We start from the raw sequence: 19,574 nt of genomic DNA on the forward strand, positions 1-19,574 counted from the left end.
AGAAAGGAGGGCCGGATGAATTTTATTGAAAGAAATGATCAATTTTCAGAGAATCTGATGCTTGCGGATGATCAGGGAAACCGGATCACCTACGGAGAATTTGAGAAGATATATGAGGAACGATCAAAATTTCTGGAGGAGGGAAGGCTTGCGTTCCTGTATTGTAGGAATACCGTTGGAGCAGTTCTTTATTACAGGAGCTGTCTTAGGAATCATGTGGTGCCTCTGCTTTTAGAGCATCGAATGGACCGAGAGCTTTTAAGGACACTGATCGGGACCTATGAGCCGGATTATCTGATCGGAATGCCGGAGGACCTTACAGGAACGGATGGAACGGTACTGGAGGGCTCGGAGTGCTTTGGTTATCAGCTTGCAAAGCGGGATGCCAAACGGAAAACGGGGCTGAATCCGGAGCTTGCGCTTCTCCTTACGACCTCCGGCAGCACGGGAAGCCCGAAGCTTGTAAGACAGAGCCGGAAAAATGTTACGTCAAATGCGGAGTCGATCGCGGAATATCTGGAGCTTGATCCGACAGAACGTCCGATCACAACGCTGCCGATGAACTACACGTATGGGCTTTCGATCATGAACAGCCATTTTCAGGTGGGAGCAGCTGTGCTGCTGACAGAGCATACGCTGTTTGAGCGGGAGTTCTGGGATTTTTTCCGGGAGCAGGGAGCAACTTCCTTTGGCGGCGTCCCTTACACCTATCAGATCCTGAAGCGACTTGATTTCTTTAAAATGGAGCTGCCGTCCTTACGGACGATGACGCAGGCAGGAGGCAAGCTTCCGGTGAATCTGCATCGGGAATTTGCGGAATATGCGATGTCCACAGGACGAAAATTCATTGTCATGTACGGGCAGACAGAGGCGACGGCGAGAATGAGTTATCTTCCCGCAGAGGATGCCATCAGAAAATGCGGCAGCATGGGAATCGCGATCCCGGGAGGAAAATTCCGGATCATGGAGGATGGCTCGACAGAGATCAAAGAGCCGGATACGGTGGGGGAGCTTGTGTATAGCGGTCCGAATGTCACGATGGGATATGCGGAATGTGCGGCAGATCTTGAAAAGGGAGACGAGCGCGGAGGCGTTCTGTTTACCGGAGACATGGCAAAGCGCGATGCAGAGGGATATTACTATATCACCGGACGGAAAAAACGGTTTTTGAAGATGTATGGAAAGCGCGTCAATATGGACGAGATCGAGCAGCTTCTTCGCGGCCGTTATGAGGGTGTGGAGCTCGCCTGCACCGGCGAGGATGACCGGATGCGGATTTATATGGAAGGAATGGATCCGGCATCCTGTGAGGAGGCAGCGGAGTTCCTGACAGAGAAAACAGGACTTTACCCGGGAGGTGTCCGGGTTCTTCCCATCGACAAGGTACCGAAAAATGAGTCCGGAAAAACGATCTACAAAGAATTGGAGAAATTGCCATGGAATTCATGATTTACGAGAAAAAAGACACAACAGCACTGATCACGATCAACCGTCCGAAGGCGTTAAACGCGTTCAATTCCCAGATGTTGGACGAGCTCACAGAGGCGCTGGAGATGGCGGAGAAGGATACAGGAGTCCGCTGCGTGATTCTCACGGCAGCAGGGGAGCGGGCATTTACGGCAGGCGGAGATATCAAGGAGGAAGTTCAGCTGAATGAAACAACAGCGGCAGAATTTTCAAGACGCGGGAAAAAGATGATCCGGTCAATTTTAAATCACAGAGTTCCGGTGATCTGCGCGGTCCGCGGCTATGCTCTCGGTGGTGGACTGGAGATGATCCTGGCGGCAGATATCACTGTGGCAGCCACGGACGCGAAGATCGGGATTCCGACGATCAAGCTTGGTGGAATCCCGGGCTGGGGAAGTACAGTCCTTCTTCCGAGAACGGTCGGCGCTTCCAGAGCCAAGGAGCTTTTATATACGGGGCGCAGCCTCTCTGCGGAGGAAGCGCTGAAGCTTGGTGTTGTGGAGGATGTCGTTGAGCCGGATGAACTGTTAAAGAGAGCCTTTGAATTAGCGGATACGATCGCGGATATGGCACCACTTGCAGTGGAAAATATGAAAAAGTCCATCAACACCGCTATGAGCGCCGGACTGGAGGAAAGCCTTGGAACAGAGACAGATATCTTCGCTTCCTGCTTTGGAACGCAGGATCATCTGGAAGCGACGACGGCGTTTCTCGAGAAGAGGGCACATGGGGAGTTTATGAGAAAATAGAGAAAACCCTGCCAAATTGAGAATGAGGAACCCTCCGGGAATCGCAAAATGCGGTAACCGGAGGGTTTCTTATGACTTGCCGCTTATCAGCTGGTGTATGTCAGGAGGTAAAATAAATTTAACAGAAATTTAGGATTTTCCGCTGTCCGGATGTGGTATGATATTGGCACAGAAAGGCTGATGTGCGTCAGCAGTCTGATTGATAAGATATAAGAAATATGCTATAATGAAATGCGGCTTACAGAGAGGAGACAGCTATGAGAAAGACGTATTTGTACATGACAGCAGTAGCAATGAGCGCAGCTTTGGCGGCCGGATGCCAGAAGGCAGAACCGGCGGAGACAACTGCGGCAGCAGAGACAGTGGCTGAGTCAACCGGAACAGGGATGGCGGAGAGTGAGTCTTCTGAAACCAGTGGAACAGCGGCGCAGGACGATGAGAGGCTTGCGGATTATCACCTGCTTCAGGGAATCGTGACGGGGACGAATGACGAAAAAGGAACGTTTACGCTCAAAGCAGATGACGGTGGAGAATATGTGATCACGACCGGAAATATCGGTGACGTGGAGACCGAGATCGCGGATGACAGTCTTGTTGTGATCGGATATATCGGTGTCGAGATCCATGACAATATGGATCTGGAGAAAGTCAATATGGTGATCGCGGCACCGGGAGATGATGACTGGACGATCGCATACGCGGAGGGAACGACGACGGCCAATGCGATGAGCACGTTTATGATGGTGACAGCAGATGGAACTGAGATGGGGTTCATGAAGGATGGCTGTCCGATGGATGAGGATGCTCTGGGCGGAGACAGCGGAGCGAAGATTGGCGTTGTATATATGGATTCCGAGGATGTAAGTTTTCCGCTGGAGATCAAGAAATTGCAGTAAAAAATATAAATATAGGAATTTTTCCGGAAAATAGCTGACTATAACGGTCTTCAGTTTAGCTGTCCGGGAATAGCAAAGTTTTTGAGAATTATAATATATCAAGAAAGAAAATGGGGTTTAAAAATGGCAGATTTATTTCACCGTGTAAGTATTCGTAAATTTAAAGCTGAGGCTGTATCAAATGAAGATATCGGCTATATTCTGGAGGCAGCGATGGCAGCGCCGTCCGCGAAGAATCAGCAGCCGTGGGAGTTTTATGTAGTAGAAAACCGTGAAGTCTTAAAACAGCTCGGAGAGTCCAGCCCGTTCTCCGCCCCGGCAGGAAAAGCACCGGTGGCGATCGTGACTGCATACCGTGAGGAATGCGATCTGCCGGAATTTGCACAGATCGATATGAGCATCATGATGGAAAATCTGTGGCTTGCAGCGGATGAGATCGGACTTGGCGGCGTATGGCTCGGCGTAGCTCCGAGAGAGGACCGGATGAAGGATGTAGAGAAGATCGTCGGGATTCCGGCGGGACAGCGGGTCTTCGGCATCTTTGCTCTCGGTTACCCGGATGAGGAGCGGACCCAGCAGGATCGGTTCGATCAGAGCAGGATCCATTATGTGAAATAGGACGGTCTTTTTTCTGACAGATTCCATCGACGGAGTCGGTCCGGAATGAATTTTTCGCATTACTGGGGGGAGGAAAAGCGATGAAGGATCGGACAAAGGTAGATATTTCGACGGCGTTGACGACGTTGTTGGCAAAGAAGGCGATCGCTGATATTACCGTGCGGGAGATCGTAGAGCTATGTGATATCCGGAGACAGACCTTCTGCACAGCAATCCGGGAATCGCGAATATGTCGGTTGAGAAGCAGAACTTTATCAGCAGGGCGTATTCCAGAGTGTTTGTCGGTCTGTTTCTGGACTGGGTCAGCAATGGGAAGAAGGCAAAGAATCTGGACTGCTTTTTGGATGCCCGCATTCTGGTAGAAGGCGGAATTGAGGGAGTCTTGAAAAAAACTTAAAAAATGATCCTGAAACGGAACAGGATCGGACGCGAAGGGCGTGTGAAGAATAAAGCTTCATTTTTCACACGCCCTTTTTGTGTAACAGGAAGTTTCGGGGAATTCCCTGCTACACAAAAGGCATTAACGTGCCGATGATGCGCATTTGCGGGCAGACGGATGCAAATTACAGATTTTTTCTGAAAAATTCTTCTGCGTTCCGGAACATGATTCCCTCTGCCAGATCCTTTGACATTCCCTTTTCCAGGAAATATTCGTAGAGATCAGCAGCCTTTGCCGGAGTGTTCAGGTATGTAGGAAGTGTCGTACCGTCAAAGTCAGAGCCGAGAGCGATGTTTTCATAGGCACCGAGGCTGAAAAAGTGCTCGATGTGGCGGTAGAGGTCGTCGGGAGAATCGCCGATGCCTCCGTCGGTAATGAAACTCTTACAGTAGTTGAGGCCAATGAGGCAGTTCCGGCGGACCATCTCGCGGATCATGTCATCCGTCAGGTTCCGCTTGTGGGAACAGATGGAGCGTGCGTTGGAGTGGGTCGCAACGAACGGGCGGCGGGCGGTCTCAAAGAGGTCGGCGTAGCCGGTGTCGTTTAAATGGGAGACATCAACGAGGATCCCGCGGTCTTCCATTTCACGGACTGCCTGCCGTCCGAAGCCTGTCATTCCGTGAGTGGTGGTGTGGCCGGAACCGAGCTCATTTTCGCCGTTCCAGGTGAGCGTCATGCAGCGGACTCCGTCATCTGCCAGCTTTTTTACGCGGGTGATATCACCGGCGAGAGCGGCTCCGCCCTCGATGGTCAGAAAAGCAGCCGTCTTTCCTGCATCCCATGCAGCTTGCATATCGGAAGCGGAGCGGCAGGGGGAGATGCGGTCATGAAATTTTTCCATCTGGCGGTTAAAATTGTCACGGTTTGTTTCGTAGTAATCGATGGCAGCCTGCCCGCGGTACTGATCCGGGATGAAGATGGCATAAAACTGTGCCCAGTGAACGTCAGACGGGATCGCGTTCAGGGAGAGCACACGGTCCGGATCATCAAGCGTGTCCGGGGTCAGCCCCTTATGGGTACAGTCTGTGAGCGTGTCGCAGTGCAGATCGATCAAAGCATAGGGATTCATGGGAAATTCCTCCTGAAAATATATTTTGAATTTATTGTAACGGAACCGTTCAGACGTTTCCGTCAATTCTGTCTCCGGATCTCGCCTTTTAGGATCATCGGGTAGCGGATCAGGGAATCGGAATCAAGCGCCTCTTTTTTCATATCCACCGCGGTGATCTGGTGGTTTTCGTAGGTCGTATAGTAGTAGGTTCCGGTCTCGGCACTGCAGCAGGAGGTGTAGATCGTGATCTCATATTTTCCTTCTGCAACCTCACAGCAGCCGCGCTGCTGGTCCACAGAGCCTAAGATATGGAAGAACTGGCTGACGCTTTCTTCTTCGCTGTCACCGGAGATCGAGTTCGCGCGGGTGAATGCCACGCGGGCAAAGCGGGACTGGGAAGAGAGATCCCCCGGAAGACCGAGAGCGCCCATGCCGCGGCTGTAGGTGGCAAGCGGAAGCTCCGGAGAAAAATGATTTTCCGGCTGGCGCGGGGAAAGCCCGAGATAGTTATTTAAATGGAACATCTGCAGATCGAAGGGCGGATTGTTTGTGAGAACACCGGCAGGATCATCATGGACATGGAGTCCGTCGGCCATGGATTCCACAACGATCGCCTCGTTTTTATCGGCAATGATCCAGTGGAGACTTGCGGCAGGCATCTGCGGACTAAAAGGTGTTCCGACAAGATTCATACGGGCAAGTGCTTCGCGGACCTCCGGAATGGTTGCGCACCGGCTTAAGATCCAGGGGATAAATTCAAACTGGGCAACATTCTGCATTCCATCCACCGGCTCTGCATAGGCGGCGTTTCCGACAAAGTTGAGTCCTGCCATGCCGAGTCCCTTTTCGTTCATGGCATCATAATACAGAGGATAATTGTCTGCAATGTGCGCCATGCCGATGATGGCATAGTGGGATGTAAGCGTACCCATATGGCGGAACGGGATCGGGTAATTGCGGGGAGTGATCGTGATCTCCTCTCCGTAGGAAAATTCGTAGTCTAAGGTCCTTCCAAAATAAAAGCCCTTTGTCTTGTAAGTTGCTGCTGTACACATAAGACAGGAACCTCCTTAAAAATAGTAAATTCGCAGCGCGTTTATCTCATTCGGAGACCTGACTCCCACGGAGACAAATTTGCTGTTACTCACCACCTGAAAGAGGCGGGAGTCTTTTCGCCTGAGATAAATACGGATATAGTTTCTTCTGCATAAAAAAGATTATACCGCATTTTTTGGAAAAATTCATTAAAAAGAGCTTTACAAAAACACTTTAGTATGGTAACATGATAACACGATGAAAACAGAGAAATGAAACCGGACAGAAAAATGCGGGCGGTTTTCGGATACGACGAAAAGCTGGTCCGGGCAGCCGGATCACGGACAGATAAGAGGAGGAAATAATGATGAAAAAGAGATTATTAAGCGCAGTTATGGCATCCGCAATGGTACTTTCCCTCGCAGCATGCGGCGGAGCAAAGACAGAGACAACAGCAGCAGAGACAACTGCCGAGAAAAAAGAGGAGACAACAACAGCAGGTACGACAGCAGCGGAGACGGCAGAAGCAGCAGGAGGCACACTGATCGTCGGCTTCGATCAGGATTTCCCGCCAATGGGATTTGTTGGTGACAACGGCGAATACACAGGCTTTGACCTTGATCTCGCGAAAGAGGTCGCAAGCCGTCTCGGTCTCGAATACAAGGCACAGCCGATCGCCTGGGACTCCAAGGATATGGAGCTTGAATCCGGCAACATCGACTGTATCTGGAACGGATTTACGATCACAGGCCGCGAGGATGATTATACCTGGACTACACCGTATATGGCAAACAAGCAGGTATTCGTTGTAGCGAACGATTCCGATATCAAGAGTCAGGCTGACCTTGCGGGAAAAGTCGTGGAAGTACAGGCCGATTCCTCCGCGGAGGCTGCGTTGAAGGAGAATCAGGATCTCGCAAATACATTCGGCCAGCTTTTAACGACACCGGATTATAATACCGCATTTATGGATCTCGAACAGGGTGCGGTTGACGCAGTCGCAATGGACGTGATCGTTGCAGGATACCAGATCAAGCAGAGAAACGCGGACTTTAAGATCCTTGACGATTCCCTCTCTGAGGAAGAATATGGCATTGGCTTTAAGAAGGGCAACACAGAGTTAAGAGATAAAGTACAGGGAGCGTTAGAGGAGATGGCTGCCGACGGCACATTAGCGAAGATCTCTGATGAATGGTTCGGCGAGGACGTTACGACGATCGGAAAGTAAGCGCGTGTCGGAGCTGTAGAAATCTTGCGGGATACGGAAATGCTGTTTGACAGACATTCCCATATCGGCTAAAATAGTAAAAGAATTTTGATTACGGGAACCGGAAAACAGTTCCCGTAATTTGTGTTATTTATCTCAGTCGAGAAGACTCCCACCTCTTTAGATGGTGAATAATAGCAAATTTGTCTCAGTGGGAGTCAGGTCTCTGACTGAGATAAACGCTCCGCGAGGATGCGCAGTGATTCTGTATGGAATATGTCAGCTTTGCTGACCAGAATCACGCGCCAAGTCTCACGGACGTTCGACTTGAATATGAAGGAAAGCAGGTAAATATCGTATGGGTAAAATGACAATCGGGCAGATGGTCGCACAGCTCGCCGGTGGTATGCTGATCAGTACGCAGATCTTCGTGATCACGCTGCTGTTTTCTCTTCCACTTGGACTTATTGTGGCGTTCGGACGCTTATCGAAAAATCGCGTGATCAGCATGATCGTAAAATTTTACATCTCTATCATGCGCGGAACTCCGTTAATGCTGCAGCTGATGGTCGTTTATTTCGGACCATACTATCTGTTTCATATTAAAGTCGGCAGCGGTTACCGCCTGACAGCGACCTTTATCGGCTTTGTGATCAACTACGCGGCATATTTTGCAGAAATCTACCGCAGCGGCATTCAGTCGATGCCGATCGGCCAGTATGAGGCGGCACAGATCCTTGGCTACACGAAAGCTCAGACCTTTTTCAAGATCATTCTGCCTCAGGTTATCAAGCGCATTTTGCCGTCGATCACAAACGAGGTGATCACACTTGTAAAGGATACGTCCCTGTCATTCACCCTGAGTGTCGCTGAGATGTTCACGATCGCGAAAGCTCTGGCAGCATCCCAGACAAATATGATCCCGTTTGTCGCAGCCGGAATTTTCTATTATGTGTTCAACCTCATCGTGGCTGTCGTTATGGAGTGGATCGAGAAAAAGCTGGATTATTACCGGTAGGACTGGAGGTCTGTGGATCATGAATCTGTTAGAGTTAAATCATGTAGAAAAATCATTTGAGAACCTGTCCGTGCTGAAGGATATCTCCATCAGCATCGGCGAGGGCGAAATCGTATCCATCATCGGACCGTCCGGATCCGGGAAATCAACGCTGCTCAGGTGCGCGACAATGCTTGAGAAGATGGATGGCGGCGAGATCGTATATCTTGGGAAAAAAGCGGCATGGACGGACAAGGACGGACATGTGGTCTATGCGGATAAGAAGGACATGAAGGAGATCCGGAGCCAGTATGGTCTCGTGTTCCAGAATTTTAATCTTTTCCCGCATTATTCTGTGCTGAAGAATATCGTTGACGCGCCGATCCATGTGCAGAAGCGAGACAAGGAGAAGGTATATCAGGAAGCGAGAGAGCTGTTAAAGAAGATGGGACTGGCGGACAAGGAAGACTATTATCCCTGCCAGTTATCCGGAGGACAGTGCCAGCGTGTGGCGATCGCGAGAGCTCTGGCGCTGAACCCGAAGATCCTGTTCTTCGATGAACCCACATCAGCTCTGGACCCAGAGCTGACAGCCGAGGTGTTAAAGGTGATCCGTTCTCTGGCAAATCTGAATATCGCCATGGTGATCGTTACCCATGAGATGGCGTTTGCAAGGGATATTTCCCACCGCGTGATCTTCATGGAGGGCGGCGTGATCGTCGAGGAGGGAACGCCGGAGAAGGTGTTCGCATCCGATAATGAGAGAATGAAGAGCTTTCTGGGACGATATGGGGAGATCTTGTAATTATGTTGACCTCTCTTGCGTTAATATTTTTAGTGGGACTTTTCGCCGCCGCAATCTGTGGTGGGCTGCGGCTGCCGCGTATTATTGGTATGCTGTTCACGGGAATTATTCTGGGACCGCATGTGCTGGGACTTCTGGACGATAAGATCTTATCGATCTCATCGGAACTCCGGCAGATGGCTCTTATTATTATTTTATTGAAAGCGGGACTTTCCTTAAATCTTGCGGATCTGAAAAAAGTAGGCCGTCCGGCAGTCATGATGTCGTTTGTACCTGCAAGCTTTGAGATTTGTGGATATCTGCTCTGTGCGCCGATGATCCTGGGGATAACGAGAATTGAGGCGGCAGTCATGGGCGCGGTCCTGGCGGCAGTGTCTCCGGCGGTCGTAGTGCCGCGGATGGTGCAGCTCATGGAAAGCGGATATGGAACGGAAAAGAGTATTCCACAGATGATCTTAGCGGGAGCGTCCTGCGATGATATCTTTGTAATCGTGCTGTTTTCCATATTTTCCGGGATGGCCCAGGGCGGTACGGCGGATATGAAGCAGTTTTTAAATATCCCGGTGTCCATTGTGCTTGGAATCCTGCTGGGCGCGGTCGTTGGATATCTTTTGAGCCTCTTTTTTGAGACCGCCTATGCGAAAGCGCATTATGTGAGAAACAGTATGAAGGTCATGATCGTTCTTGGAGTTTCCTTCCTTCTGATGGCTGTGGAGACATGGGTGAAGGCTTATGTATCAGTGTCCGGTCTGCTGGCCGTAGTCAGCATGGCATGCGTTCTGAAGATCAAATGTCCGAAATCTGTCTCAGGAAGACTCTCGGAGAAATTCGGAAAGCTCTGGATCGCGGCGGAAGTTGTCTTATTTGTACTGGTCGGCGCAGCGGTTGATATCCGGTATACGGCGACAGCCGGAGCCGCGGCGATTGTCATGATCCTGCTGGCATTGGTGTTCCGTGCTGTCGGTGTTCTTGTGTGCATGACGGGAACGGCATTGGATAAGAAGGAACGGGTATTTACGGTGATCGCGTATCTGCCGAAAGCGACGGTGCAGGCGGCGATCGGTTCTGTTCCGATGGCGATGGGACTTGCCTGCGGTCAGATCGTGTTGTCAGTAGCGGTCCTTGCAATCCTGATCACGGCACCGCTTGGGGCGATCGGGATGGATATGACGTATAAGAAGCTGTTGAAAAAACAGGAAAACATCTCATAATATAAATTTGATTTGAAAAAATACCGGATGTGGGCTATAATGAGCGCAAAATATGCGGTATCAGGCAGGCGTTTTCATCAGGGACGTTTTATTTCACTGAGCGGATATTTGAAATACCGCAAAACAGGAGGCAACTATGGATTTCGAAAAATTATGCGCAGAAAGATATTCTCTTAGAAAATATGCAGATCGCCCGGTGGAGGCAGAAAAGCTGGAAAAGGTGCTGGAGGCAGGCCACAATGCACCGACGGCTCACAATCTCCAGCCGCAGCGCATTCTTGTGATGCAGAGCAGAGAGGCATTAGAGAAAGCAGAGGAGTGCACCGCATGCAAGTTCCATGCACCGGTGATCCTTGTTGTCGCGTATGATCCGGCGAAGGCCTGGAACCGCGAGGGAGATATGAAGAACCACGGAGAGATCGATGCGACGATCGCGGCGACACAGATGATGCTTCAGGCGGCAGATCTCGGTCTCGGAACCTGCTATGTCGGTATGTTCAGCCAGGAGAAGCTTCATGAGCTGTTCCCGGAGATGAAGGGACTTGTTGCGACTGCGATGCTTCCGCTCGGATATCCGGCAGAGACGGCGCATCCGTCAAGACTTCACACCGACAGAATGCCGCTAGATGAGATGGTGATCCGCCTGTAAAAGCATATACATAGATTCAGACCTGCCAAAGTGGAGGAAAGCCACGGGCAGGTCTCTTCTTTTTTTGGAGTGTTCGCAGCATAAAAACTTTTGTTCGTATAAAAATACACAAAAAAACTTTTTTGTGGTAAAATATCGGACAGGAGGCAGCCTGAGATGACCGCTTCTGTTACTCAGTATTGAAAAACGGAGGAATGACAGATGGAATATAAGGTTTCCGAGAAGATTCAGAAGAAATTCGACACACTGACAAAGGATGCAAAGGTTCAGAAAGCCCTTCAGTTTATGGAAGATGACCAGAACGAGATCATCAACAGACAGATCGAGCTTACCCTGATCCCGGCACCGACGAACCATGAGCAGAAAAAAGCAGCGAGACTTCTTGAGATGTTTAAGGAGGAAGGTCTTACAGACTGCCATATCGACGAGTACGGCAACTGCATCGGAATCCGAAAAGGTACCGGTGGCGGAAAGACGGTTCTTGTAGAGGGACATATGGACACGGTATTCCCGCTTGATACAAAGCTTGAGATCGTCCGTGAGGACGGCTTTATCAAATGCCCGGGAATCGTGGATGATACGAGAGGATGTGCGACCGTCCTGTCTACGATCCGCGCTTTAAATGCGGCAGGAATTGAGACAAAGGGCGATATTCAGTTTGTCGGAACGGTTCAGGAGGAAGGAACCGGCGCGTTAAAAGGAATGCAGTATTATGTAAACCACCATCCGGAGCTGGATGCCAGCATTTCCGTTGACGGCCCGGGATTTCAGGAGATCACCTATGAGGCGACCGGAATCCAGACATACGAGATCAACTTCCACGGCATCGGCGGACATGCCTGCGGAGCCTTCGCAAAGGTAGCAAACCCGATCCATGCGGCAGGACGTGCGATCGCGAAGATCTCTGAGATCCAGGTTCCGAAGGAGCCGATGACTACATTTGCGGTGACCACCATGCAGGCGGGAAGCTTCGAGGCTGTCCATGCGATCGTTCCGGTGGCACAGATCCGCTTCAACTTCCGTTCGAACTCCCAGGAAGAGCTTGAGAAGCTCCGCAAGAAGATCTTCGATGCCATCGATGAGGCATGCAGGGAGGAGACAGAGCGCTGGGGCATGGATACGATCACATACGATGTAAAACATATCTGTGATGTCAATGCCGGCCATCAGGATGCCCATGCGCCGATCATAGAGGGCGCCATGGCGGCGGCAGAGTATCTTGGATGCGAGGAGCCGAAGCTTGGAAATGGTGGCTCCACAAACTGCAACCGTGCTCTCGAAGCAGGACTCCCGGCAGTGTGCCTCGGCATGGGCGCGGATTATGATATCCACGCGCATATGCTTTCCGAGCAGTTTAAGGTTGAGGGTGCATATAAGGGCTGCCAGCAGACATTGCTGCTTGCGCTGCTCTGCGCGGGCATGGATGATGTAGAGAGCATTATCGAGAAATAGCAGGATAAAAATGAAAGCTTAGCATGAAAACGGCACAGGCCTGTCAGGTAAATGGCGGGTGTGTGCCGTTTTTGATCGACCGATCTGCATGGTGACACTTTTTATGAAAAGCCGCACATTTGCCGCAGAAAATCAAGGAAAAAGCAAGAAATAATCACCTTGACACTATGTAGTGCGTTGGATAAAATAGAGAATGACAGTTGGATTGTGCCGATCTGCAGTCGAAAGCGTGCTGCAAGCTTGCCAGCATAAACGCTTTTGAATGAAAAGCGGTATAAGGGCAATGCCCGGAGCTTCTTGGGCGCCGGAGGCGAACAAGAAGAGAGCAATCCGGTAACTGAAAATAAAAAAGGCAGGATGGAATCATGAAAAAAATAAGAATGCTTCTTCCGACAGGCGCTGTGATCGGCATGCTGGTGGTGGGAACAGCGTTTCCTGCGATGGCAGCGGCAGATAGCGATACGGCAAAATTTGTACGCGGCACTACGATCAATGCGGTGGATGTCTCCAAGCAGACGGCACAGCAGGCGAAAGGATATCTGGAAGGTTATTTCAACGAACACTACGAGATTAAAATACAGGACGCGGACGGCAACCTGGAAGTCTTAAAGGGAACCGATGTCGGTTACCACTTAAACGTTACCGGCAGCGTCGATGATATTTTAAAGGAGCAGAATGACACAGGAAGAAAGACGGGGCCCGGCTCTGACCAGAGCTACACAGTGACCGTGGAGGCAACTCTCGATGACGGGAAGCTTGCCGCAGCGCTGGCAAACCTGCACTGTGTGACGGCGGCAACACCGACTTCCAACGCGTATATCTCTGCTTACGAGGAAGGAAAACCCTTTACGATCGTTCCAGAAGTTCAGGGAAACGAACTGGATATGGATAAAATGAAGGCTGCCGTTAAATCAGCACTTTTAAGCCAGAAAAAACAGATCCGGCTTGCAGACGAGGATTGCTATAAAAAGATCACCGTAAAATCTGATGACGCGAACCTGGTACAGCTCTGCACAACATTAAACGCATACAAGGATATCCAGATTACATATGTGTTTGGATCCAGCAGAGAGACCCTGGATGGTCTGGAACTGGCAAAATGGGTGACTGGGACGAACGGCACCGAGATCCAGGTAGACCGTGACAAGGCAGTAGCATATGTGAAGTCTTTAGCGGATAAGTATGACACTTACGGAAACCATAAGTATAAGACGACATCCGGCCGGGATGTTGTTGTATACGGAAAATATGGCTGGAAGATCAACCAGACAGCCGAGACAGACGCCCTCGTGGAGGCAGTAAAAGCGTGCCAGACAACGGAGCGCGAGCCGATCTACGAGAGCCGCGGCGCGACCCACGATGGTTATGATTTCGGACAGACTTATATCGAGGTGGATCTTGCCACACAGCATCTCTATTTCTATAAAGATGGAAAAGTGATCATCGACAGCCCGTTCGTATCCGGAAACGTGTCAAAGAACTACACGACACCTCCGGGACTCTTTGAGCTGTATTATAAACAGAAAGACCGTGTATTAAAGGGAGAAGATTATGCGGCGCCTGTAAAATACTGGATGCCGTTCAACGGTGGGATCGGACTTCATGACGCGGACTGGAGAAGCAAGTTCGGCGGAACGATCTACCAGACAAACGGTTCCCACGGATGCATCAACCTGCCGCCGAAGGTAGCAGCACAGGTGTATGAGAACGCATATAAGGGAATTCCGATCATCTGCTGCAATTAAAGCGGGGACGGATCTCAAAAAGGATGAAAAGTAACTGTTCAGTATGGCTGCGCATTTACGAAAAATAATTATGGAAAGAATATTCATCAGAGGGAGATATGCACCGGAAAAGGTGACAAAAGCCGCAGCATGAATACCGAAAGGGAAAGAAAAAATGGATAAACAGCAGGTTTTAAATCAGTTAAGAAACGCAAAGGAGATCTATGTTATCATGTCTCTGTGCACAAAAATGCCGTATGTGGTATGCGACAAAGAGACATTCGATGACGAAGTTCTGCTCTATTTTAAGGAAGAAGATATCAGACGTGAGGGCAAGCGCCTCATCGAGGAGAAGATCCCGGTACAGATCGCGAAAGTCGACGCGAACCAGATGCTTCACTTTTATGGAAATCTTTACACGATGGGTGTAAACTGCCTGATGGTAGACCAGTATATGGAGAGCGAGTGCCGGATCCAGCTTTCGGAGCTTGTGAACCGTCCGGGCCAGAATAAGCCGGATGCACCGGAAGAAGAGAAGAAAACCTGGATCGAGAACCCGAGCCTTCATCTGACCGCCCTGTACTTTATGCAGGAGCTTCGCAGACAGAAATTCGAGAAGATGCCGGATGAGTTAAAGGAGATGCAGGAGGAGATCCTTGCGGATTTCACACGCGGAACATACATCACCGCATTTCAGGAAGGTGCGGGCGTTCCGTTATTAAAACAGAAAAACGGTGATGCGTACCAGCCGATCTTTACGGACATCATTGAGTTCGGAAAATTCAACTCGAAGAACCAGTTCAAAGCGATCGCGGTAACCGCAGATAAGATCCCGAGCATCCTCGTAAAAGAGGCAAAGGGAGTGGTTGTAAACCCATTTGGCGTTAATCTCCAGATGCCGATCACAAAGCGTACTGTTCCGAACCCGGAAGCTGCTGCACATGCGGATGCTCAGGCGGCAGTTCAGGCAACTCAGGTCGAGGTCAATGCGACTCATGAGAGAGCAGGCGCTGAGGAAGAGAGCGGAGCCGGGAATAAGGCAGAGAACTAAAGAAAAATTATGAAACTCCGGCGTGTCCGCATCACGGAAAACAGTGAGCAGGATGCGGCGGAGTTTGTAATACTTCCCGGTCTCAGGGAACAGGCCCGCAGAGGTGGGGTAAGGAGGTTGACAGCTTTGGAGAGTGACAGAAGGAAGATCGAAGAAATATATTTGAAGGCAGTGGATATCGGCTACTCCTACCGCCTTGCGAAAAAGATGGAGGAATTTAAGAGCAATCCGGTTCTCGGCTACCGCACGGCGGGATCGAAGGCGGAATTTGACACCGGTGAATTCCTGAAAGAGGAGATGAAGCGGATCGGGCTCTCCGATATCCATAAGGATGAGCTCTGTCTGGATTCCTGGGAGTTTGAGAAGGCGGTCGTGCGGTTTACGGACCGAGACGGAGAAAAACATGAAATCCAGCTCGGCGCTTATCAGACGGAGTTTGTGACGGATGGATGGAAAGAGTATCCACTTGTCTACGCCGGACGCGGAAAGGAAGCGGACTATGACGGAGTGGATGTGACAGGATGCCTTGTGATGGTGGATATCAACCAGCGAGATGAGTGGTGGATCAACTATCCGGTATATCAGGCCCACTTAAAGGGCGCGGCGGCGGTGATCGCGGTTCAGGACAACGGCTATGGAGAGATCAACAGTGAGGCGTTAAATGCCCAGGATATCGCAGGACCGAAGGACGCCCCGGCGTTTTCCATGTCGAGAAAGGATGCGGAGATCCTGAAAGCGGCATTAAAGGAGAAACCGCGGATCACGGTACAGTTTGACGCGAAATCCGTAGTGAAGGAAAATATGCCATCCTATAATGTCTGGGGAACCATTCCCGGAAGGTCGGAGGACATGATCCTGCTCAGCGGCCATTATGACTCTTATTTTGATGGATTTCAGGATGATAACTGCGCTATCGCGCTGATGTTTGGGATCGCCAGGACGCTTTTAGAGATTGGATATAAACCTGAGAAGACCATCGTTTTCTGCTGTATGGCGGCGGAGGAATGGGGGATCGAGAACTCCAAGTATGACTGGTCTACCGGTGCATGGCAGCAGGTATTTAAGCTTCGGCCGGAATGGCAGGGAAAGGTCATCGCGGACCTGAATTTCGAGCTCCCGGCCTACGCCCACAATCCCTGGGACGCGATCCGGTCCACCTACGAATATGAAGACTTCCTGACAGAATTTGTGAAAGAGTTTCCTGTGGACGCGAGAAAGGTCTACCCGGAAGGTCTCGGGGTCCAGTGCCCGATCGAGACGTGGTCAGATGATTTCTCCGTTGCGATCTCAGGAATTCCGTCCATGGTGAATGAATTTAGCAGCGCGGAGTTTATGGAGACCCATTATCACTCCCAGTTTGACAACGACGAGTATTACAACGCGGATGTGTTCCGGTTCCACCATGAGCTGTATGGACTTCTTGTCATGGCATTCGACCGGGTGAAAGTTGCGCCGGTGAATGTTGGAAGAACGCTCCAGGCGCTCCAGGAGAGCGTCAGACCGGTTACGGGACGGGAGGACGAGAAGAGTATCCGGGTTCTGCTGGAGCGGACGGCTGAGGCGAAGAAGATCGCGGATGAGGTGTACCGGAAGGTAAAAGAAATTAATGATGTGAAGAATGCCGATGCTGCATGCTGTATACATAAAGGTGGTCAAGAATCTCATATAGAAGAAAAATCCGAGGCTGATGGGGCGGATGCAGCGGAAAGTGCGACTGTTCAACGTGGCGAAAATGCAGTGGATATAGAAGCGAATGATAGAAACGCTGCGCTTCAGAGGCAGCTCTTGTATTTGTTCCGCAAATGCCAGGACTATTTTGTCCGTCTCAACTGGCACGATGAGGTCCTGTTCCCCCACGAGGCCGCCCAGAGCAATCTGCGCCATATCGGCGATGCAGTGCGCAGTCTGGAAAATAAGGACGTCAGAGGGGCTCTTGACGCCTTGTATCTGGTGGACAACAATCAGTATGCGTTCCAGTTTGACGATGAAGTATATCACTATTTTACGGAATATGTCTTGAACCAGGAAAAAGACCGGCTGCAGTGGGGAGCTGGACGGATCGTCCATCATGTGGATCTCTCGAAAGAGGTCAAGAGTCTCAAAAAGAAGATCGCCGAGGGCGGACATGACGTGACGGAAGAGCTTTGTGCACTGAAAAAAATGGAGGAAGAGCAGCTTGCCTGCTTTGACGATGACATAAGATATATGACCCAGGCCGTGGATACCCTGACGGATGGGTTAAAAAAAGCGAAAGAGGTGTTGGATTTTTAGTTATGGACAGCCAGATATTGTACCGGGTACAGAGAGAAGATCTGCCCCGGCTCCAGAAAATGCTGGTAGAATGTTTTGCCAGAGACCCGCTTTATGAGACTCTGATCCCGGATGCCGAGACGAGAAAGCGGCTGATGCCGGAACTTTTTGAGTGTGATCTGAACGAGTTTTATGAGACATGTGAAATTTTTGCGGATAGCCCGGAGTTAAACGGACTCCTGGTCGTCTCCGATGAGGCGGAGGAATATGATCCGGTCCGCTTTTACCTTACAGAAGCGTGGGCGTCCTTAAAGACAGATGAGTATCTGATCAAGGAGGACAAGAGCTTAAAGACGCTCTGGAATTTTATCAAGGGACGTGATTACTTAAACTCCCATTGGACGGCCCAGCTTCACCAGGAGAACCGCTTACATATCATCTACCTTGCGGTGAGTCCGAGTGTACAGCATCACGGGGTTGCGGAAAAACTGATGGATGATGCGATCCGGTATGCCGGAGAACACCGGATGATGATCTCGTTGGAGACGCACAATGAGAAGAATGTGGCGTTTTATGCGCATTTCGGATTTAAGGTGTTCGGGATCGTGGAGAAAGGCATGGGACTGAAGCAGTATTGCCTGGTGAGAGAAATTCAGTAACCTGAAGAGGACTTATCCGGCCATGGCGGCTCTGCGGTGCACCGGAAACGGTCAGGAAATTTCATAACAGATAAAAAACAAGGACCTCAGCGATTGGCAGCCGCTGAGGTCCTTATTTTTATGGTATATATTGAGGAATAAACTTGCCCTTATTGGCAAATTGGGCAACTATTTCATGATCGCATCACCCGATATACAGGTGATGCAGGATCAAAGATTTTGATTATCTCTGAACACGTCCGGATCCATCGCCGCCAGCTAATTTCTTAACTTCGTCTACGGAAACCATGTTCATGTCGCCTTCGATGGAGTGCTTTAAGCAGGAAGCTGCTACTGCGAACTCGATAATGCTCTGAGCATCCATGTCGCTTAAGCAAGCGTAGATCAGTCCGCCGCCGAAGCTGTCGCCGCCGCCTACACGGTCAACGATGTGCATTGCGTATTTCTTGCTGAAGTAGTAGTCCTTGCCATCGTATAACATAGCGGACCAGTTGTTATCGTTTGCGGAGATGGACTCACGAAGTGTGATAGCAACCTTCTGGAAACCGAAACGGTCAGCAAGCTGTTTTGCAACGTCCTTGTAACCCTCGTGGTTTACAGCACCCTTTGTAACGTCTGTGTTGGAAGCCTTGATACCGAATACATCGGAAGCATCCTCTTCGTTTGCGATGCAGACATCAACATATTTGCAGAGCTCACCCATAACCTCGCCTGCTTTAGCCTTTGTCCAGAGCTTATTTCTGTAGTTTAAGTCGCAGGAAACTGTGATGCCGAGTTCTTTTGCTTTCTTACATGCCTCAAGGCAGATAGCAGCAACAGTGTCGTTTAATGCCGGTGTGATACCTGTGAAGTGGAACCAGTCAGCGCCCTCGAAGATCTTAGCCCAGTCGAAATCTTCCGGAGTAGCCTCGGAGATTGCGGAATGTGCACGATCATAGATAACCTTGGACGGTCTCTGGGAAGCACCTTTTTCAAGGAAGTAGATACCTACACGGTCGCCGCCGCGTGTGATAGTGGAAGTATCAACGCCGTATCTTCTTAACTCGTTGACAGCAGCCTGACCGATCTCGTGCTTCGGAAGCTTTGTAACGAATGCAGCGTCAAAACCGTAGTTTGCAAGGGAAACAGCTACGTTAGCCTCGCCGCCGCCGTAAGTAGCGCCGAAGTTGTTAGCCTGAACGAAACGATAGTATCCCTCCGGAGCGAGACGGAGCATGATTTCACCAAATGTAATAACTCTCTTGGACATGAGGATTCTCCTTAAAATTTAATATAATTTAACCTGTTGTGCTATTTCAAATAAAACGTTTAAAA

Annotated in this window: 18 protein-coding genes; 15 read left to right on the top strand and 3 right to left on the bottom strand. The window is 50.2% G+C overall.

All coding sequences use genetic code 11. From position 1 onward, the window contains the following. Nucleotides 1-15 precede the first annotated feature (15 nt). The 5 genes from DW677_RS14485 (at nt 16) to DW677_RS18380 (ending at nt 4,127) form a co-directional block, all read left to right on the top strand. Nucleotides 16-1,449 carry an AMP-binding protein gene (locus DW677_RS14485; protein WP_117567676.1) on the top strand — a complete coding sequence of 478 codons (1,434 nt, stop codon included), beginning with the start codon at nt 16-18 and terminating at the stop codon, nt 1,447-1,449. Continuing rightward, nucleotides 1,437-2,216, top strand: coding sequence for an enoyl-CoA hydratase-related protein (locus tag DW677_RS14490; RefSeq protein ID WP_117567677.1), 780 nt, complete (start codon nt 1,437-1,439; stop codon nt 2,214-2,216). Before DW677_RS14485 ends, DW677_RS14490 begins: the two co-directional genes overlap by 13 nt. A gap of 257 nt (nt 2,217-2,473) precedes the next feature. Further along, a complete protein-coding gene (locus DW677_RS14495) occupies nt 2,474-3,112 on the top strand; it encodes a hypothetical protein (RefSeq protein WP_117468973.1) in 639 nt (212 codons plus the stop codon). A gap of 123 nt (nt 3,113-3,235) precedes the next feature. Further along, nucleotides 3,236-3,730: a nitroreductase family protein gene (locus DW677_RS14500; RefSeq protein WP_117567678.1), complete on the top strand. Its 495-nt coding sequence runs from the start codon at nt 3,236-3,238 to the stop codon at nt 3,728-3,730. Nucleotides 3,731-3,959: 229 nt separating this feature from the next. Beyond that, nucleotides 3,960-4,127: a hypothetical protein gene (locus tag DW677_RS18380; protein ID WP_165859930.1), complete on the top strand. Its 168-nt coding sequence runs from the start codon at nt 3,960-3,962 to the stop codon at nt 4,125-4,127. 166 nt (nt 4,128-4,293) lie between these two features. Here the strand turns inward: DW677_RS18380 and DW677_RS14505 are convergent, their stop codons facing one another. Continuing rightward, nucleotides 4,294-5,238: a membrane dipeptidase gene (locus tag DW677_RS14505; protein ID WP_117567679.1), complete on the bottom strand. Its 945-nt coding sequence runs from the start codon at nt 5,236-5,238 to the stop codon at nt 4,294-4,296. A 62-nt stretch (nt 5,239-5,300) separates the two neighbouring features. Further along, nucleotides 5,301-6,275 (bottom strand): choloylglycine hydrolase, encoded by a 975-nt coding sequence (gene bsh, locus DW677_RS14510; RefSeq protein WP_117503550.1) that lies wholly within the window; start codon nt 6,273-6,275, stop codon nt 5,301-5,303. A gap of 347 nt (nt 6,276-6,622) precedes the next feature. Here bsh and DW677_RS14515 point away from each other — a divergent pair, with 347 nt between their 5' ends. From DW677_RS14515 to DW677_RS14560, 10 genes are all read left to right on the top strand, one after another. Continuing rightward, the gene (locus tag DW677_RS14515; protein WP_117567680.1) at nt 6,623-7,483 is read left to right on the top strand and encodes an amino acid ABC transporter substrate-binding protein; all 861 of its coding nucleotides are present in this window, start codon (nt 6,623-6,625) and stop codon (nt 7,481-7,483) included. Nucleotides 7,484-7,829: 346 nt separating this feature from the next. Further along, on the top strand, nt 7,830-8,480 hold the full coding sequence (locus tag DW677_RS14520) for an amino acid ABC transporter permease (protein WP_347465600.1): 651 nt from the start codon (nt 7,830-7,832) through the stop codon (nt 8,478-8,480). A gap of 19 nt (nt 8,481-8,499) precedes the next feature. Beyond that, a complete protein-coding gene (locus DW677_RS14525; RefSeq protein WP_117567681.1) occupies nt 8,500-9,264 on the top strand; it encodes an amino acid ABC transporter ATP-binding protein in 765 nt (254 codons plus the stop codon). Between the two features lie 2 nt (nt 9,265-9,266). Further along, the gene (locus tag DW677_RS14530; protein ID WP_117567682.1) at nt 9,267-10,475 is read left to right on the top strand and encodes a cation:proton antiporter; all 1,209 of its coding nucleotides are present in this window, start codon (nt 9,267-9,269) and stop codon (nt 10,473-10,475) included. 136 nt (nt 10,476-10,611) lie between these two features. After that, nucleotides 10,612-11,124: a nitroreductase family protein gene (locus tag DW677_RS14535; protein WP_015552955.1), complete on the top strand. Its 513-nt coding sequence runs from the start codon at nt 10,612-10,614 to the stop codon at nt 11,122-11,124. 201 nt (nt 11,125-11,325) lie between these two features. Then, nucleotides 11,326-12,576, top strand: a complete 1,251-nt coding sequence (locus DW677_RS14540) for a M20/M25/M40 family metallo-hydrolase (RefSeq protein WP_117567683.1) — start codon at nt 11,326-11,328, stop codon at nt 12,574-12,576. A gap of 365 nt (nt 12,577-12,941) precedes the next feature. Continuing rightward, nucleotides 12,942-14,321, top strand: a complete 1,380-nt coding sequence (locus DW677_RS14545) for a L,D-transpeptidase family protein (RefSeq protein ID WP_015552957.1) — start codon at nt 12,942-12,944, stop codon at nt 14,319-14,321. A gap of 154 nt (nt 14,322-14,475) precedes the next feature. Continuing rightward, a complete protein-coding gene (locus DW677_RS14550) occupies nt 14,476-15,351 on the top strand; it encodes an SseB family protein (protein ID WP_117468982.1) in 876 nt (291 codons plus the stop codon). Nucleotides 15,352-15,477: 126 nt separating this feature from the next. Beyond that, the gene (locus DW677_RS14555) at nt 15,478-17,622 is read left to right on the top strand and encodes a M28 family peptidase (RefSeq protein WP_242992186.1); all 2,145 of its coding nucleotides are present in this window, start codon (nt 15,478-15,480) and stop codon (nt 17,620-17,622) included. A 2-nt stretch (nt 17,623-17,624) separates the two neighbouring features. Then, the gene (locus tag DW677_RS14560; RefSeq protein WP_117468983.1) at nt 17,625-18,260 is read left to right on the top strand and encodes a GNAT family N-acetyltransferase; all 636 of its coding nucleotides are present in this window, start codon (nt 17,625-17,627) and stop codon (nt 18,258-18,260) included. Between the two features lie 223 nt (nt 18,261-18,483). Here the strand turns inward: DW677_RS14560 and DW677_RS14565 are convergent, their stop codons facing one another. Continuing rightward, complete coding sequence (locus DW677_RS14565; RefSeq protein ID WP_021905128.1) at nt 18,484-19,509, bottom strand: sugar kinase; 1,026 nt, start codon at nt 19,507-19,509, stop codon at nt 18,484-18,486. Nucleotides 19,510-19,574 lie beyond the last annotated feature (65 nt).

It is taken from the genome of Clostridium sp. AM25-23AC (genome assembly GCF_003435125.1).
Taxonomy (GTDB): Bacteria; Bacillota; Clostridia; order Lachnospirales; family Lachnospiraceae; genus Pilosibacter; species Pilosibacter fragilis.

Bases quoted from the DNA above. Each gene is read 5' to 3' on its own strand.
- DW677_RS14565 (WP_021905128.1), bottom strand. From the start codon at position 19,509: ATGTCCAAGAGAGTTATTACATTTGGTGAAATCATGCTCCGTCTCGCT.
- DW677_RS14545 (WP_015552957.1), top strand. From the start codon at position 12,942: ATGAAAAAAATAAGAATGCTTCTTCCGACAGGCGCTGTGATCGGCATG.
- DW677_RS14525 (WP_117567681.1), top strand. From the start codon at position 8,500: ATGAATCTGTTAGAGTTAAATCATGTAGAAAAATCATTTGAGAACCTG.
- DW677_RS14495 (WP_117468973.1), top strand. From the start codon at position 2,474: ATGAGAAAGACGTATTTGTACATGACAGCAGTAGCAATGAGCGCAGCT.
- DW677_RS14500 (WP_117567678.1), top strand. From the start codon at position 3,236: ATGGCAGATTTATTTCACCGTGTAAGTATTCGTAAATTTAAAGCTGAG.
- DW677_RS14505 (WP_117567679.1), bottom strand. From the start codon at position 5,238: ATGAATCCCTATGCTTTGATCGATCTGCACTGCGACACGCTCACAGAC.
- DW677_RS14520 (WP_347465600.1), top strand. From the start codon at position 7,830: ATGACAATCGGGCAGATGGTCGCACAGCTCGCCGGTGGTATGCTGATC.
- DW677_RS18380 (WP_165859930.1), top strand. From the start codon at position 3,960: ATGTCGGTTGAGAAGCAGAACTTTATCAGCAGGGCGTATTCCAGAGTG.
- DW677_RS14560 (WP_117468983.1), top strand. From the start codon at position 17,625: ATGGACAGCCAGATATTGTACCGGGTACAGAGAGAAGATCTGCCCCGG.
- DW677_RS14515 (WP_117567680.1), top strand. From the start codon at position 6,623: ATGAAAAAGAGATTATTAAGCGCAGTTATGGCATCCGCAATGGTACTT.
- DW677_RS14490 (WP_117567677.1), top strand. From the start codon at position 1,437: ATGGAATTCATGATTTACGAGAAAAAAGACACAACAGCACTGATCACG.
- bsh (WP_117503550.1), bottom strand. From the start codon at position 6,275: ATGTGTACAGCAGCAACTTACAAGACAAAGGGCTTTTATTTTGGAAGG.
- DW677_RS14530 (WP_117567682.1), top strand. From the start codon at position 9,267: ATGTTGACCTCTCTTGCGTTAATATTTTTAGTGGGACTTTTCGCCGCC.
- DW677_RS14550 (WP_117468982.1), top strand. From the start codon at position 14,476: ATGGATAAACAGCAGGTTTTAAATCAGTTAAGAAACGCAAAGGAGATC.
- DW677_RS14485 (WP_117567676.1), top strand. From the start codon at position 16: ATGAATTTTATTGAAAGAAATGATCAATTTTCAGAGAATCTGATGCTT.
- DW677_RS14540 (WP_117567683.1), top strand. From the start codon at position 11,326: ATGGAATATAAGGTTTCCGAGAAGATTCAGAAGAAATTCGACACACTG.
- DW677_RS14535 (WP_015552955.1), top strand. From the start codon at position 10,612: ATGGATTTCGAAAAATTATGCGCAGAAAGATATTCTCTTAGAAAATAT.